Genomic DNA, 17,116 nt, shown 5'->3' on the forward strand with positions numbered 1-17,116 from the left:
TTAAAATATGTATATTTTTTCAACATTCGATATAAATAGAATTTTTTATTCATTATTTATCCGAAAAAAAACGAATAAAAAAACAGATAGTCTATGAGAAAAAATAGCTGCTTCAGACTTTTTTTAATCTATAAACAATCTTCATTGCAATAATCATAACTAATGTACTATAATTGCAATGTAAAGAGTTTTGGGGAAGACTCTTTCATCAACGTGTATTAAGAGACAAAAAAGAATTCACTTGAATTCTTTTTTGTCTCTTCTTTGTGATATTTTGCTTGTTTTAACTATTGAAAAAAGAGGTTACCTTGCACTACTTTTTACACTAACACTTAGAAATCGCCGAATGTTCCTAGTTTTATTCAAAGGTGTCCCTTTTTCATCTACTTCAAGGCAATGTTTCCATTCATTCTATTTTTACGTTCCCTAACGAATCAGCTGGCAGACTGTAAAATATAGGGTTTGCTGCAATAGTAATATGGTAGCGATAGAGGAACTATCACAAAGAGCAAGCTCAACTTCTGACAATGATAAAGCGGTATCATTCATTTGTGCATGGTTATCCAATACTAGGTCAGCAAATTCAAACAGTCGCAACCCATTACTGTGTTGTGATTTGATACTTCGCGAGAGATCAAATCCAGTAACAATAATCAGTAAATGACCATTTGACTTGATCCATTGAGCTAACTCCACAATACTTGGATCCCTGCCTTCATTGGAAAGAAGTAGAAAAATATCTGCTTGTTTGACAGAGAGCTGATCAATGATCGCTTTTCCTGTTCCTTCCAAAGTTTCATATATCCCATTTGCCGGATTTTCAATTAACTTGCCCGGTATCATTTCAGGTAAATGCTCCCAAAACTCAAATGCTATCCCGCTTAGTGTACGACTAGCAAAGATTTGTAAACGTCCACCTAATGAAACTTGACGAGCAATTAAAGAAGCAGCTTGAACCATCAAGGGTTCTTCGATTCTTAATTTCTTTTCTAGTTGCTGATAATAATCAAAATAGCGTAAACTCATTTATTTCTCCACCTTTAATTTCACAACAAAAACAGCAAGTGCGCTAAAACATAAAAAAAGAAATCAGTTAAGACGTATCAACCTTTTGCTTGAAAATGAAAGATAAAAAAAGGCATTGAGCATACTGCCCAATACCTTGACATAGTAAATAAACGAGCTACCGACCATCGAAAAACCGACACAAGGGTAGAAATCTCCCCAGAAATTAGGTACAATAAATACGGTCGATGCCTTGCATTGACTATGGCAAATGATCGGTCAGGGTGTATACGTGTGACTGGTCATTCCCTGATAGTTAGTTGCCGCTAACTATTAGGGAGCCTTTTTTTATTCTGCTGTTTCTATCTTCAATCATTTTAAGTAATCTATCAGACAAGTGCAAGTCCGAAAAAATAAAAAAACCATGGTCTGTTTTCTTGACATATAAATCAACTTTTTTAACTGAACAAGAATCCTATCACGATAGGATTCTTGTTTTTAGATTTATTTTTTAACAATGATAACAGCCAATATCTACTTAAATAAATAAATTTGCCGTCCACAATTAAACATGTCATGATCATTTTTTGTTTAGCCTACCAGGATGACTCTCCCCTACTGCTTTTTGCTAACTCCCATTCCTTAAATGGTATACTCAGACCCTAAAACCAGACAAAAAAGCAACCGCTCATCCAAATAAAATGGATTTAACCAGCGATTGCTTTGTTCTAACGAAAAACTCAAGCGAGCAATAACCGTAGTTGCAAGCTACATGGATCAACTTTCTTAACTCACTGCTTTTAGCGTTTATCTGATCGTTTTGTTCTGCGATGAGAAGCCGTGTGTCTGCCTTTTTTGCCGATATGAATGCCTCTAAAGAAATAAGGGATAAAGATGATGAAATAACCTATGATAAATATCAAAGCAAAAATCATAGCTTCCCACGCACCTAAAGCAAGTTCAAGCATAACACTTAAAATAGAAATTGTTGCTAAATACCAGATAAAAATCAATAATTTCTCTTTTTTTCTAGCCATTTGAATGAAAACATATCCACAAATTAGCACCAATGGAGTCAAAAACAACCAGTTATTTCCTTCCATCAGCCATTTCAATCCATCAAGAAGTGTTTGACCGATTGTAATCAATTTTCCCATACAAAGCTACACACCTTTTCTGTATTTAAAAGTCAATTTTGCCATAACTCTTTTATATTACTACATAATAAGAAAAATGACGTTTATTTTAATAGCTAACAAAAAGTATTTTACTAAAATTTAAGCAACGAACTAGATAAGACCAAGTAAAAGTACCTTAGTTTAGAAATTATAACTCTTTACTAAGTTGTATCAGATACTCTTTAAGGGCAGCGCCGATTTCTGGATGTTGTAACCCATAATCAATATTGGTTCGCATGTAACCATATTTATCACCAACATCATATCGTCTCCCTTTAAAATTTCTTGCATAGACTTTTTGATGGCGATTTAATGTATCAATCGCATCCGTTAATTGTATTTCATTGCCCGCACCTGGTGTTTGCGTTTCGAGTATTGGAAAAATGTCTGGTGTTAATAAATAGCGTCCAATAATGGCAAGGTTACTAGGCGCCTCTTGAGGAGTAGGTTTTTCTACCATTTTTCTTACTCGATATAACCCAGTTTTTTCTTCCTCTCCAGGATCAATGATTCCATATTTTCCTGTATCTTCTGGCAAAACTTCCATCACTGCAATCGTTGATGAATGAGTTTCCTCGAAGTCCATCATTAGCTGTTTTGTCAAAGGGACTTGATCCACCATCAAGTCGTCCCCTAACATGACAACAAATGGTTCATCTCCTACAAATGCTTTGGCCTGAAGAACTGCATGCCCTAATCCTTTAGGGTAAGATTGTCGGATAAAATGAAGATTAACAGCTTCCGTTTCCTTGATGGTACTTAATAAATCGAGTTTTCCCTTCTCACGCAGATTTAATTCCAATTCAAGGTTAGCATCAAAATGATCTTCGATAGGACGTTTTTCTTTCCCAGTAACAATTAAAATATCTTCAATCCCAGATTTTAACGCTTCTTCAACAATGAATTGGATCGTTGGTTTGTCAACAATAGGAAGCATTTCTTTAGCCATTGCTTTTGTCGCAGGTAAAAAACGCGTGCCTAAACCACCTGCAGGTATGATTGCTTTCTTAACTTTCATACACCCCGTCCTTTCATTTCAATATAAGCCCTTAGCTTAATGAAAATTCATTCTCTATTTTACCATCTCGCAACATGATTTCTTTGGCTGCTTGTTTGATGTCTTCTCCATTATATAATACATTGTAGATTGTCTGTGTGATCGGCATCTCTACCCCTAGTTGTTCCGCTAATTCAACCGCAGCTTTAGTGGTAGAGACTCCTTCAACCACCATTCCCATATTCTCAAGTACTTCTTCTAATTTATGTCCTTGACCAAGCAAATTTCCTGCTCGCCAGTTACGAGAATGAACACTTGTACAAGTCACGATCAAGTCACCTACACCACTCAAGCCAATAAATGTCAATGGATTGGCACCCATTGCCACTCCTAGACGGCTAATCTCCGCTAATCCTCGAGTCATGATCGCCGCTTTTGCATCATCACCAAAACCTAATCCATGGATGGCACCAGCACCGATAGCAATGATATTTTTTAAAGCCGCACCCGTTTCAACTCCGATGACATCATTATTCGTATAAATTCTAAAATAATCATTCATGAACAGATCTTGCACATAGATTGCCGCTTGCTGATCAATGCTTGCAGCAGTAATGGTCGTAATATCATGAACAGCAACTTCTTCCGCGTGGCTTGGTCCAGAAAGCACGACGATTGCCTTTCTTTTTTCCTCTGGAATCTCTTCAGCAATAACTTCAGAAATGCGTTTATGTGTTCCTTGCTCTAACCCTTTACTTGCATGAATGATGATTGGTTTAGTATTCATTTTCTCAATCAATTCTTGAGCAACTGAACGAATGGCTTTCGTTGGTACAACGAATAAAACCGCATCGACATCCTTCACTGCTTCTGCTAATTCTTTATAACCGATAATCGTTTCGGAAATTTTTAGGTTAGGTAAAAATTGTTTATTTGTATGATACTGATTAATTTCATCGATTTGTTCAGGAACATTTCCCCAAATACGAACATCATGTCCGTTTTCTGCTAAGGTTTGCGCTAAAGCAGTCCCCCAAGAGCCTGGGCCTAAAACTGCAATTTTTTGTTTCATTGATATTCCTCCAAATAGTTGATAGTAACTATTATAGTATAGATACTCTAAATGTTGAAAACTATTTTTCCCGTTTTAACAGTTTGTTTAACACTTGACATTGTTGTATTAAGATACATTTTAATTTTATGTCATTCAAAGCGTTATAATTATCATATAAATAATCATTGAATCAACTAGAAAGGGGGGCTAGAATATGTGGTCTGTTACACCGCCATTTTAATTAATGTTTCAGTTATTTTTATTCCAGCGATATGGGTTGCATCGTTTGTCCCATCACTTTTGTACGATCGTTACTAAATGATAAAAGAAGAAAACACCAGAATTCAGATTGAACTGTGTGTTTTCTTCTTTTGTTTATTCTCTCATCCTGAACAACTGAAAATAACTATTTAGATCAGAGCATGTAAAATGGTTGCGTGGCTTATCTTTTTTTGATTCTGACAATTTTATGGAAAAAAATCAGAGTGCGCTTTATATGTGTATGTCCTCATTACATCCTCATTGTAATAGCCCTGACATACTGCACTCTGACTCTTTTTTTATTTTGTTAACTTTATTAACTGATCTTCAGCCATAATGCTAAAGCCACATCAGGTTCCCAACCGATTTGTCCCATGTGGATGTTACGACAACGGTAAAGATTTCCTTTATAGGTCACAATATCACCAATATTATATAATTTCCCAATTTTCCATTCTTCTGCTTGATTATCTGCTGTCGTTTTCGCTGTCACTTGTTGACTTTTCTTAGAAATACCAGAAGAATTGACTGCTGCGATTTGATAAGTGTATGTCGTATCAGACACTAATCCCTTGTCTATAAAATCTGGTGTCATCGTGGTTGTTAATAGAACGCCATTTCGATAGATTTCATAGCCGATGACCTCTTCTTTCGGATCATTTGCAGACCAACCGAGTGTCACAGAGTTTTGCGATACACCTTTTACTACTAGACCAGTTGGCATCGAAGGGGCTGGTAATTGTGAACCAGCTTGTGTTCTGATCGTTAATACGTCAGACGATGTTGAGCGATTTCCAGAAGTATCGACTGCTTCAACCGTAAATGAATAGGTTGTGTCTGGGGATAAATTGCTCACCGTATAATTGGTTGTGTTACTAGTGCCAATGAGTTGTTTGTTTTGATAAACATTATAATGAGAAACACGCACATTATCAGTAGAAGCTGACCAGCTTAATGAAATGCTTGATTGCGTTGCGGTTCCTTTTAAATTTTCTGGTTTAGAAGGTTTCTCAGTATCTGGTACTTGCTCTTTGAACAATCCTTGATAAGCATTCGCAAACGACTGATTATAGGCAATCCCAGCTTTATTTCTGCCCTCGTCCCAATTGACACTCCATGTCATGATTCCTTTTAATGGCGTTTGATCTTTTGTCATTTGTTCAAATACTTGGTAGACCTTTGAAGGATCTTTAACATAGCCATTCGCTGCGGCATCTTCGTTAGCTGGGATCCCTAGAGCTAGTTTACTTGCCGGAATTTGGATAAAGCCACCGCTTCCTTCATTAAATGATTTTGAAATCCCGTACAAAAATTCATACTTTTTATTGTCATTGTTTTGGGCAATCCATTCCGTCCCAACACTAATCCCATCGCCTGCTTGATTATACAATTGAGGGGCAATAAAGTCATATTCATTTTGTAAAGCTGTAATGTATGGTACATATGCCCCATTTGTTCTTAAGTATGGAAATTCAGGCGCCATTGAGATAATAAAATGTTTGTTTTCTTTCTTGTAATGCTCACGAACGATTTTTAATGCCGCCGGAATGACTGTTTGATTATCCCCAGCAGCCACCGCAGTTTGTTCCAAATCAATATCTAATCCATCAAAGCCATATACTTCTACTAACCGAATGATTTCATTCGCAAAAGCTTGTTCCTGGCCACGATGTAATTCAATATGTGAATCTGCTCCTCCTAGAGAAATAATGACTGCTCGCCCTTGCGCATTCAATGTTGCTACTTTTTCACGAAAGGCCTGATCCGTCATATTATAAGGTTTAAAAGTAGGAATCCCTTCTCCTTTCATAAACGAAACCGTCACTACATTGTAAAAAGGATTTATTTTGGCCAAATCAATGTCGGCTGGACGACCTCCTTGATAGCCTGCGCCTTGTTCCGCTTGCCAGTTATGATAGTATCCGACTGCAATTTGTTTATTCGCGAGGTCAGGCATCGTGTCTGCTGCATCAGCTGCAAAAACCGTCGTACCTCCACTTACTATTGCACTAAACACGCCTACAGAAAATAATACTAGTTTTTTCTTCATCAAACCGCCTCCATTATTCTTTATTACATAACATATTACACCACCAATTAAAACGATTACAATTATTTGCATAGTATTGCAACACCCAAATAATCGATTACGCACTTTTTCTTTAAAAGCGCGCAAAAATGACGCTTTATTTAAATTTTATTACATTTGTGATATATTTAAAAAAACATCTACAATATATATAAAAAAACACTAGGAGGATAAAGATATGACTAACCATTCGTCTCTGATTCGTAAGTTAAGAAAAGAACGTGGCTTAACACAAGAACAGTTGACACGAGGTATCTCACAACGAGGAACCCTTGCAGCGTTTGAATCAAGAGGAACAAAGATCAGTTTTGAACTATTAGTTAACTACCTTGAACGAATGAACATTACTTTAGAAGAGTATCAATTTCTTCTTAATAGCAATTCACTTACGAATAAACAAAAATTAACCAACTATCTCATCTCATCCAAAAAAATCACTCACGAACAAGAATTAGAACTACTAAACGAATACGAAAAAACAGGCAGCATCTACTATCGTTTGATTTATGCCCAACGAAAATTGATTATGAACTACCTCTACAACCATACTGATACCAATTTGAAAATAGAAGAAGAAATTTTTGTGATCAAAAATTATCTTGAAAAAATTGAAACCTGGGGACATTTTGAACTAACGATTTTTTCAAACTGTTTGTTTATTTTTGATGATCAATACATCATCCATCTCTTTCAAACCAGTGTATCAAAAATGAAAACGTACATAGACGCTACCTACTATTCAGAACTTTTCTCTAATTTTATTCTTAATGGTTTACGCCTCTCATTTAACCGTCATTCTGCGATTCTTAGAAAACTTTTTCTATGCGAACTGAAAAGATTAACGCAAAACCACAAACAGTCAATTGATCTTGCCCAGTATAAATTATTTGCGGCTTTGGATCGATTAGCAGATGGCGATCATTCAGCCATCCCGGAAATCGAAAAGGGTCTTCGTTTTTTTGAGTGGTTAGATTTGACTAATGCTAAAGAATATTTTAGTAATCTCAAAAATTCATTGATTGAAAGCAGTTTACAAAACAAAGCTAATTAACAATAACGAACCGGAAGATGTTATTTTTGTTGTAATGCTAGACAAACAATCTAAGCTTACTGTTCTCCTCGTTATACTAAATTCATGAAAAGAAAACCTTTTCATAAAAATCATTTTGGAGGAAAGTTATAATATGAAAAAAAGTTCTTTATTAGGGTTAGGTTTGGTTTTAGCAACGACAGGATTGACAACATTATCTTCCGTCAATGTTTCAGCACATGGTTATGTTATCTCGCCAATTAGCCGTGCCTATCAAGGTCAATTGGATAAAGAAAACATTGGCTATGATTTCGCAGTTCAAAAATATGGTCCGATCATTAATGAACCACAATCACTAGAAGCTCCTCAGGGATTCCCTAAAGGTGGACCAGCAGATGGAAAAATCGCTTCTGCAAATGGTGCAAGAGGATTTGAATTAGATAAGCAAACTTCTAGTCTATGGACGAAACAAAATTTAACAGGGGGAGCGACAAAATTCACTTGGAAGTATACGCAATCACACCCAACTAGTAAATGGCATTACTATATCACTAAACCAGGTTGGAACCAGAATAAACCACTTTCTCGCAATGAACTTCAATTGATCGGCGAAGTCCAAGGAAAAGGTGCGCAAGCTAGCACGAGTCCAACTCACACCATTACGATCCCAAATGACCGGATAGGGTATCATGTGATTTTAGCAGTTTGGGATGTAAGTGATACATCAAATGCCTTCTACAATGTCATTGATGCGAATATCCAACCTCGTAGTATCTTAAATGATTTAAATGAATCCATGTGATTCTCTTTAACTGAACAATCAATCATTCTTCATTTTCTTTACTGTTTATTGAAAACATTTGCTCATTCTTTCCCACGATGGGTAGTTCTAGCATTGCTAGGCTCAACATCGTGGGATCTTTTTCGTTTCACTTTTGCCACTCATCAATAATAAGAGCGTATCAGAAAGAAGTTATCTTTTATCGAATGCTTTTTCATGATATCGAACTGAGTGTACTTTTTTAGGAACCATACTTTTTTTGTTGCAATAACAAACAATATTTAACCCTCTTCTCCTATCGTTTTATACTATTTTTGTGAAAAAATTTATTTCACATAATAAGCAATTGATGGAGGGAATCAAGATGAAAAAAAGTTTAGTCGTAGGATTAGGTCTCGTTTTAGCAACAACTGGTTTAACTGCCTTATCGACAGTTAATGTGGATGCTCACGGTTATGTGGAGAAACCTATCAGTCGTGCCTATCAAGGAGAATTAGACAGTAAGAAGAATTGGCATGCAGCTCTTGAAAAATACGGTGAAATAATTACTGAGCCACAATCACTAGAAGCACCTAAAGGATTCCCAAATGGTGGACCTGCAGATGGAAAAATTGCTTCCGCAAATGGTGTCAAAGGATTTGAATTAGACAAACAAACTGCTACTATTTGGACAAAACAAAACCTTTCAACTGGTCCAACGAAATTCACTTGGTCTTATACTGCCGCGCATAAAACAGCTAAATGGCATTACTATATCACGAAAAATAATTGGAATCCAAACAAACCATTATCCCGCGATGAATTTCAATTTATAGGTGAGGTAGACGGTCACGGGAAAGATGCCGACACAAATCTAACACACACGATCACTATTCCAGGTGATCATCTCGGTTATCATGTCATCTTAGCCGTTTGGGATGTGAATGATACTTCAAATGCCTTTTACAATGTGATTGATGCGAATATCCAACCTCGTAATCTCTTAACTGACTTATCAAACAATTCATAAAAATTCTTCTATCAACATATCAATACACGGATCAAATCGCTCACTTGATCCATGTCATAACAAAAAAACATACCAGCATGAACCGTTTATTTCACTGACAGACGATTCATATTGGTATGTTTTATTTTATTATTTTACGAAATCGTTCCTCTTAGAACTGATTGTGTCGCTTAATACTCAAATTGACGGTAATATCTTCTGATTTCTAAGGGGTGACAATTTAATTGCTCGATATGCGCATCGATTCGTTGCGTCACCGCATGCATCAGCAAATAAGAAAGGACACGTCCACGATAACTTTCGTCAATTCCTTCAATTGGATAGTCTTTTGTATCAATCAATGTATAATTTGCACAGATTTTTGGTAATAGGTTTGCGACTCTTTCTGCAAGTACACGTTGTTCATCTTCTCCTAAGAACAACGTCACTGGTGTCGTTTCTTCAATCACTTCTAGCGTACCATGTAAAAATTCAGCAGCGTGGATCGATTTAGAAGGCAACCAACTTTGCTCTTCCCAATAACACATCGCATAAGAATAGACAGCGCCCCATTGGTTCCCTGCACCGATAAAATAGTGCATCGAATCATGACGATGTTTTTCAGCAAACGCTAATCCAAAAGCATCTGCTTGTTTTTCGGCTTCGACTAAGCCAACTGCTAAGTGCTCTTCTAATTGTTGATAATAGGTTTCGTAGTCTTCAAATTCGCCATGATTATACATCAAACGATCTGCGACCATAAAGAATTTGATTTGTTCGGTTCCAGGTGCAGGATAAGTGATCGTATGGTCACAAAGTTCAGCGAGAATACTCTCTTTTGTATCAATAAACCCGATCAGTGTCGCACCCACTGTTTTAATTTCTTTGACCGCTTGCACGACTTCTTGCGTGGTACCGGTAACTGAAGACAAGACAACAATTGATTTTTCTGTTAGGCGTTTGTTGCCAGTTGTGTAATATTCTGCTGCATGTTGGACATAAACAGGCAGGTTACTTTTACCATTCATATAAGTCACAGCTTGCATCGCTGACGCGTAGGTTCCGCCGATTCCTAAATAATAAATTGCATCGAATCCCTCTCCCAATCCGTCAATGATTTGTTCCACTTGCGGACGTAAAGCTAGCGCCCCATTGATATCCTCGATTTGTTTTTGTTCATTGAATTTTAACATAGTCTCCACCTCTTAAATTTTACTTTTTAATACTTCATCAAAATCATCAAAAATTCTTTGACCTAAATCGATCCCTTTAGCAGTCGCAATTTTATAAGCCAAAACTTGGATCGGTACAACTAAAGCTAAAACAGAAAGTTCTTCTTCGCTAGTGATTCCCAGACTAAGCTGATTCTCAGTCGTTTCTCCTTCAGTCGTTACAACAATGACCTGTCCAACATATTGTTTCATGTATTGTGCTAATCGCTGGGAACGTTTTTGACTATCACTATCGGTTTCCAGGAAGAATAGGATATGACCAGGATTGGCTTCTAAATACGGACCGTGCATGTATGCCTCTAATTCAAAGCCTTGGGAAGGTTCCCGAACAGTTTCTGTAAACTTGGTTTCAAACTCTTTCGCTGTTCCCCAATTCGGTCCATACCCGATCGCAATAAATCGTTTTGCTACACGAAAGAGTGCTTCATTTTTTTCAAAAAATTGTTCTGTTTGCGCAATGATCTGAGGAATTTTCATCACGATTTCTCTTAGTTGAACTAGTTTTTCTTCTTTTTGCGCTGCTGTTATTCGATCTTTACTGGTTCCAATCGCTAGACCTAAGAGAATCAACTGAAGAACGGTTGCTGAATAGCCCTTGGTAACAAACCCCACTTTTTCCACGCCCATATTCAAGTCAATCACTTGATCCACTTCTTTGGTGATCGGACTTTGATCATCTCCAGTTAAAGTGATCGTCCGTCGTTTTGATGATCGGATCTTTCGAATGGCATCGACTGTCGAAGCACTTTTCCCACTTTGAGAAACAGCGATGACTGTGTCAACTTCTTCTGACAATTTCCCATAATGATTAAAATGATAAGGTTCTTGGATATCCACAGTGATGTCTCCATATCTTTCTAGTGCCGGCTTTGCAGCAAGACAAGCATTATACGAAGAACCTGTCGCCAGAATCAGAACGTGTTGCATGTTTTGATAAGACACATGAAGTGACGAATCATTCTTTTCAAGAATCGCTGATAAAGCTGTTTTTTCTTCATGAATATAATCAAGCATTGTGACCATCTTGTTCTCTCCTTTTCTAAAAGATACCAATCCATGAACCAGCAATCCCAAAAATAGCTAATCCAATCAAAATCATCAATGGTTTGACTTCTTTTTTCAATAAATAAAAGACTGCTCCAAAGGCACCTAAACTTAAAATATGAGGAACGATATCATCAAAAATACTTTGGATCGTGACGGCATTTTCACCTGTTCCGATTTTCAAAGGAATATTGATATCGATCATCGTCGCAGTCATTCCGCCAACTACCATCAATCCAATGATTGAAGCACCTAACGTTAAACTTTCCATCATTCCGTTTGCTTGGATTTTCTTTAAAAATCCAGTACCTAGTCGATAGCCCCAACTTGTTGCCAAGTAACGAAACAAAACATGAGGGATATTGAAAATCAAAAGGAATAAAATTGGTCCTAAAATATTTCCTTGTAGTGCTAGCGAAGTCCCAACACCCGTCGCAATCAAACGCAACGTTCCCCAAAAGAATGAATCGCCTAACCCTGCTAAAGGACCCATTAGTGAGGTCTTGATACTATCGATAGCTGTTACATCAAACTCTGGGTCATTTTTATTTTCTTCTTCCATTGCTGCATTGATCCCTAAGATCAGGGTCACGATATGTGGTGTCGTGTTAAAAAATTCCAAGTGGCGTTTAAGCGCCGCTGACATTTCTTCTTTGGTATGATAGAGCTTTTTCAAGATGGGAATAATGGCAAAGACATAGGCCATATTCATCTGTCTTTCATAGTTCCATGAAAATTCCATTTGAAATGAGCGCCAAAAGACCTGATTCAATTCTTTTTTGGTCACTTTGTGTTCTTCTTGATTAGAAGTCTTCATCCTCTTCTACCTCCCCTGCTGAAGTTTGAACGGATACTTGACGTACGTTCATGATATTGACGACAATGACGGCTAAGATCGCCCCAAAGATGGCAATACCTGTTACTGGAATCTCTAAGTAAGCTGCTACAGCAAAGCCTAAAAAGAAATAAGGTGCTACTTTTTTATTGATCAATAAACGTGCCAGCATGGCAAATCCAAGCGCTGGAATCAACCCAGTTGCAACGGTCAAGCCGTTTTGCACAAAATCTGGTATTTTCGCTAAGAGATTCCCGATCGTTTGACTTCCGACTAAATAAGAAATCATGACTACCAGACCAAGCATCAATGACAAGCCGAAACCAGCTAATAAGTGCATGTGTTCGACCCCTTTATAATTCCCATCCTCCGCATAACGATCTGCTCTGTGGTTCATGATCGGAATCAATAGTCCTAAATAAACATTTTTTAAAATAAGGGTAAGTGTCGCAATTGGTAAACCTAATAGTAATGCTGTTTCTGTTCCTGCTCCTGCAGTAATGGCAAATGCAGTTCCTAAGATTCCACCGGTCACAACGTCTGGTGGAATCGATGCTCCAACTGAAAATGAACCAATAAAAGCTAATTCCAAAGTTGCTCCCATAATAATACCTGTTTTTACATCTCCCAAAACAATCCCTGTAAATAATCCCGTTACGATCGGACGAGAAAGCAGGGAAGTTCCTAACGCATACTCTGATTGCGCAATAAAGGCAACCAGACCTAAAAGAATTGCTTGTAGGATCATCTTTTATTCTTCCTTTCTCATAAGACTTCCTTTGCTGCTATTTTTTTATCTGCTGGTACTTGACGAATTTCTACTTCTATCCCATCAGCGATCATTTGTTCCAACAATTTTTCTTCTTCAGGTAATACGTTGACCGCTTTACCTAGACTCCGCGTTCCTTCCTTTGCTTTAATCCCACCTAAATTGATTTGCTTGATCTGTGGACAAGCTTTTGCTAATTGATACGCATCTTTCACAGACTCTACTACGATAAATAGTTTATATTTATCCGTTACGCCACTTTGTAATGCAGCGATCGAATCTTCAATCGATTTGATCACTAGTTTCACTCCTTGTGGCTTTGCCAGCTTAATGGTTGTTTTGCGTATTTCATTGTTTGGCACATCATCATTTGCGATCAAAATACAATCTGCGCCAATTGATTGTGTCCAAGAAAAAGCGACTTGACCATGCAATAAACGATGATCGACTCTTGTTAAAATAATCATTTCCAATCCCTCCTAAAATTCTTCTTCTTCCATTTTTTTTTCGATACTTTCATTACAAAATTGGATCATTTCTTTTGAATCATTCAATACCTGATGGATCAATTCAACGATTGAATCAGCTGTCTCAATTTTTGTGGCAATCTCAATCAACAATGGCAGATTCAAACCAGCAATCAAGTAGATATTCGGTCGGTTAATGTACTGCAAAAATTCATTGTTTACACTGCCACCAAATAAGTCAGTGATGATGATCAACTCCTGCCCTTGATGATCGTTGATCAATTGCTGCACTGATTTTGCTAAATCAAACGTTTCAGTTCCATAGCAATCTAACGCTAGGATTGAATGCGTTTTACCAAAAATAAGTTCCAAAGAATCTAAAATCCCTGAAGCAAAACGTCCATGGGAGGCTAGAATAATTGTTCTTTCCATGTTTCCACCTCTTTCTTACTCTCACTACAAATAAAGCAAGATACGTGCCAACATAGTGGCGGTATCTTGCTTACGATTAAAATTCTTCTTCTGAGCCTATTTTATCCTCTACATTTTCGAGAATATCATAAATATAAGCGACTTCTGATGGTGGAATCGTGACACTATAATGTTCTTCGATGACACTAAATGCTTCTTTGATTCGATCCAAGGTTTCTTTTTGACACTGTAACAACTGTTCTTGACCATGGTAACTTTCAATCGGGATCTGCCTGATCAATCGTTCAATCAAACAACTGACATGGACAAAAAGGGCGATCTTTTGTGGCGTCGTGATGTTCTTATCAAAACGCATCTCCAATTCGCGCATAAACAGCTCGATTTCTGTCATCACTTTTTCTGTATCAAGGATCGTCACCGACTCCAGTACTTTTTCTAATGAAAAATTTCGGACAAATTGCTGATCAAAGTTAGCTTGTTCTTTCAATGAAAAAATAGGAGCCAGCCATTGAACAAGTTCATCCATCTTCTCTCCTGAAATCAATGACTCTAGCGACAGATATGGCATCGTGTCGATTTGAGGATTCGTTGTCCCAATGATGCCAATCACATCATACATCGAAAAAACCGATTCCGTTAATTTTCTTTGGGTTAATACTTGGTATTCATAAGGGATGATTTTAAGTGCGCTGTTTGCTGGTAAACTTTTTTCAAGTAGTTCACTCATATGGACAGCCGTTCCGATCCCCGTCATGCAAGTGATCAGTAATGCTTTTTGTTTATTTTTTTGAGGGTAAATGATCGTCCACTCTGCTTCCAAGGAGGCCACCGCTTCCTTGACGATTTCTTCCAGATCAGTCATTTTTTGCATTTTTTCTCCAATACTGATAACTAATGGTGTTGTCACATTATTCAAAATAACGATTGGGGCAAAGACCTGATCTTTGAATAGTTGATGGATTTCTTTTAGCGAGCCCATATCAACTAAAATGATCAGTCCATTAGAGATATCATGACGATTACTGTAATCAATCATTTCATCCGCAATTTGTTGGGGAGTCACATCTAAGGGCATATCAAAGGATTCAAACAGATCATTTCCCAACAGTCGATTAGCGACGTTTGCCATACTACTAGCGGTAGCATAACCATGAGCAGCAATGATTGCTTTAGGCACACTTTGTTCTTTTGTCCATTTCGTCCGTCTCAAATAGATCGTTAATAAAATATGATCTAATAAAGTAACTTCTAAATCTAACTTGGCTTGTGTCAATTCCAAGATCCGATGGGCGTAGTGATAGTTTGCTGGATACATTAGTTCTAACTGGCGGTCTAGTTCCTTGATCAATTGTTCGATTTCTCCATCTTCTGGTAACCACTTTACTGTGCTTCTTTGATAGAGATAATAACTTAGCGCATAGACGCTGTTACCATCAAACTTGATCTGATAGGCACTTTCCATTTGTTTTAGCGTTTCTCGAATGGAGTGCAACCAGTAGACTAGTAGTTCATGTTTTTCTTGGCGACTCGTTTCAAAGAGTAAAAAATCAAATAAATAAACGACTTCTTCTTTTAATTTTTCTTCACAGTTACTTACTGTTGCGCCATTTTTCTTAAAGGTCAATAATAGTTGTTCAAAGCAGCGGATCATTCGCTCCTGTTCTGGTTGTCTTTTTTCAACCAAATGAGCTAATTCTTTTTTCTCAGTGATCCACACAGCTGATTGGGCTGGGCTGTCTTGATGGGGAACCTTCAAAAGATATCTTTGTAAATGTTGGAGTTTGATCGATAGGCTCTCTTCCTCTTTTTGTTCAGCGAATGCTTTGGCTACAGCTACTTTTACGCTATTTTTCAATTCGCCGATGTTTCCCGAAAAACTTTGGTTCGTCAATAATGACAGCACTTGCCCACTCACTTTCATTGGTCGCTCGATTTTTCTTTGTTCATTTAAGAAAAAAGAATAAATCAGCTCCAATCGTTCTTCTTTTCCACGAGCACGTAAAGAAGGCAGATCAATCTTAAAAGGAATCCGACGCATAAAAGTGGGCAGAAAATGTTTGGTGACTTCTTCAGTCGTTGCAAAGAAGAGCCGAACATCGACTTTTTTCCCCTGATTCGTTTCTCCCATTCGATAAATAATCCCTTGATCCAGATACGTAAACAATTTTTCTTGTCCTTCAGGGCTAAGTCGATGAACTTCATCTAAAAATAATAATCCCCCATCGGCTGCCTCAAAAGCGCCAACCTTATCTTGTGTCGCACCGGTGTAAGCTCCACTGACATGTCCAAATAAATTACTCGTCAACAATTCTGGATTGTCGGCATATTGGGCACAATTCAACGTCACGAAAGGCGCATTTTCTGGTAAGAGATCATGTTCTAAACAGTATTGATAAACGATATTGACTAAGAAGCTTTTCCCTGTACCACTTTCTCCAGTTAATAACACAGGTAGCCCACCATCTGGATAAAAAAGAGCTGTTTTGATTTGTTCAATGCTTTCTTTCAGGCTTGCTTCGTGACCGATCACTAAAGAAAACAGATCTTTACTTCTTGAAAAAATAGGCTGTTCAGCCCTTATTTCTTCAGTTGAGGCATAATACGTTTTACTTAAAGCAAAAAATTGCTGTTCAAAAGCCATTTTATGAAAGTAATAGACCGGACGAGAATTGATCTTAACCAAAATGCCAGCTTCATTTAATTGATTAAGATAATGACTGACCGTATTACGTTTCACTTTAAAGTATGCTGCTAAATATTTCGCTGTAAAAACATCACTTAATTGTGCTAAATCGATAAATGCCGTTTGATTTTCTAAATAATCTTGGATTTCTTCTTTTAACATTCTCTCACCTCTTCTCCATCATAGGAAACGCATTCATTTTGTCAATAGCTATTTTTATCTAAAAAGAAGGAGAAACAAACGAGATTCGTCAATGACTTTTTTTGCTAAT

At 37.3% G+C, this 17,116-nt stretch carries 15 protein-coding genes; 3 read left to right on the forward strand and 12 right to left on the reverse strand.

The genetic code is table 11. The annotated features are described in order from the left end of the window. Nucleotides 1–426: 426 nt before the first annotated feature. The 5 genes from AB3H93_RS08030 to AB3H93_RS08050 form a co-directional block, all read right to left on the reverse strand. Nucleotides 427–1,026 (reverse strand): SIS domain-containing protein, encoded by a 600-nt coding sequence (locus tag AB3H93_RS08030; protein ID WP_010737187.1) that lies wholly within the window; start codon nucleotides 1,024–1,026, stop codon nucleotides 427–429. Nucleotides 1,027–1,805: 779 nt separating this feature from the next. After that, nucleotides 1,806–2,162, reverse strand: a complete 357-nt coding sequence (locus tag AB3H93_RS08035) for a hypothetical protein (RefSeq protein ID WP_081128528.1) — start codon at nucleotides 2,160–2,162, stop codon at nucleotides 1,806–1,808. A 169-nt stretch (nucleotides 2,163–2,331) separates the two neighbouring features. Then, complete coding sequence (galU, locus tag AB3H93_RS08040) at nucleotides 2,332–3,201, reverse strand: UTP--glucose-1-phosphate uridylyltransferase GalU (RefSeq protein ID WP_034700586.1); 870 nt, start codon at nucleotides 3,199–3,201, stop codon at nucleotides 2,332–2,334. 31 nt (nucleotides 3,202–3,232) lie between these two features. Then, a complete protein-coding gene (locus tag AB3H93_RS08045; protein ID WP_094940103.1) occupies nucleotides 3,233–4,252 on the reverse strand; it encodes an NAD(P)H-dependent glycerol-3-phosphate dehydrogenase in 1,020 nt (339 codons plus the stop codon). A gap of 559 nt (nucleotides 4,253–4,811) precedes the next feature. Then, complete coding sequence (locus AB3H93_RS08050; RefSeq protein WP_368020410.1) at nucleotides 4,812–6,545, reverse strand: glycosyl hydrolase family 18 protein; 1,734 nt, start codon at nucleotides 6,543–6,545, stop codon at nucleotides 4,812–4,814. A 217-nt stretch (nucleotides 6,546–6,762) separates the two neighbouring features. Between AB3H93_RS08050 and AB3H93_RS08055 the strand changes: the two genes are divergently transcribed. From AB3H93_RS08055 to AB3H93_RS08065, 3 genes are all read left to right on the forward strand, one after another. Further along, on the forward strand, nucleotides 6,763–7,635 hold the full coding sequence (locus tag AB3H93_RS08055) for a helix-turn-helix domain-containing protein (protein ID WP_178285705.1): 873 nt from the start codon (nucleotides 6,763–6,765) through the stop codon (nucleotides 7,633–7,635). Nucleotides 7,636–7,768: 133 nt separating this feature from the next. Next, nucleotides 7,769–8,416 carry a lytic polysaccharide monooxygenase gene (locus tag AB3H93_RS08060; protein WP_010737182.1) on the forward strand — a complete coding sequence of 216 codons (648 nt, stop codon included), beginning with the start codon at nucleotides 7,769–7,771 and terminating at the stop codon, nucleotides 8,414–8,416. Between the two features lie 343 nt (nucleotides 8,417–8,759). Beyond that, nucleotides 8,760–9,404 (forward strand): lytic polysaccharide monooxygenase, encoded by a 645-nt coding sequence (locus tag AB3H93_RS08065; RefSeq protein WP_010720753.1) that lies wholly within the window; start codon nucleotides 8,760–8,762, stop codon nucleotides 9,402–9,404. A gap of 170 nt (nucleotides 9,405–9,574) precedes the next feature. Here AB3H93_RS08065 and AB3H93_RS08070 read toward each other — a convergent pair whose 3' ends face one another. The 7 genes from AB3H93_RS08070 to AB3H93_RS08100 form a co-directional block, all read right to left on the reverse strand. After that, entirely contained in the window at nucleotides 9,575–10,576 is a 1,002-nt protein-coding gene (locus AB3H93_RS08070; RefSeq protein ID WP_010737180.1) for an SIS domain-containing protein, read from the reverse strand. Between the two features lie 12 nt (nucleotides 10,577–10,588). Then, on the reverse strand, nucleotides 10,589–11,638 hold the full coding sequence (locus AB3H93_RS08075; RefSeq protein ID WP_368020411.1) for an SIS domain-containing protein: 1,050 nt from the start codon (nucleotides 11,636–11,638) through the stop codon (nucleotides 10,589–10,591). A gap of 16 nt (nucleotides 11,639–11,654) precedes the next feature. Further along, complete coding sequence (locus tag AB3H93_RS08080; protein WP_010720756.1) at nucleotides 11,655–12,476, reverse strand: PTS system mannose/fructose/sorbose family transporter subunit IID; 822 nt, start codon at nucleotides 12,474–12,476, stop codon at nucleotides 11,655–11,657. Continuing rightward, the gene (locus AB3H93_RS08085) at nucleotides 12,463–13,242 is read right to left on the reverse strand and encodes a PTS mannose/fructose/sorbose/N-acetylgalactosamine transporter subunit IIC (protein ID WP_010720757.1); all 780 of its coding nucleotides are present in this window, start codon (nucleotides 13,240–13,242) and stop codon (nucleotides 12,463–12,465) included. The genes AB3H93_RS08080 and AB3H93_RS08085 overlap by 14 nt, the downstream gene beginning before the upstream one ends. Nucleotides 13,243–13,259: 17 nt before the next feature. Then, complete coding sequence (locus AB3H93_RS08090) at nucleotides 13,260–13,730, reverse strand: PTS sugar transporter subunit IIB (protein WP_010720758.1); 471 nt, start codon at nucleotides 13,728–13,730, stop codon at nucleotides 13,260–13,262. Nucleotides 13,731–13,742: 12 nt separating this feature from the next. Beyond that, nucleotides 13,743–14,162: a PTS sugar transporter subunit IIA gene (locus tag AB3H93_RS08095; protein ID WP_010720759.1), complete on the reverse strand. Its 420-nt coding sequence runs from the start codon at nucleotides 14,160–14,162 to the stop codon at nucleotides 13,743–13,745. Between the two features lie 76 nt (nucleotides 14,163–14,238). After that, complete coding sequence (locus AB3H93_RS08100) at nucleotides 14,239–17,007, reverse strand: sigma 54-interacting transcriptional regulator (RefSeq protein ID WP_088745473.1); 2,769 nt, start codon at nucleotides 17,005–17,007, stop codon at nucleotides 14,239–14,241. Between the last annotated feature and the right edge of the window lie 109 nt (nucleotides 17,008–17,116).

The sequence above is a fragment of the Enterococcus sp. C74 genome (assembly GCF_040887125.1).
GTDB lineage: Bacteria > Bacillota > Bacilli > Lactobacillales > Enterococcaceae > Enterococcus_B > Enterococcus_B hirae.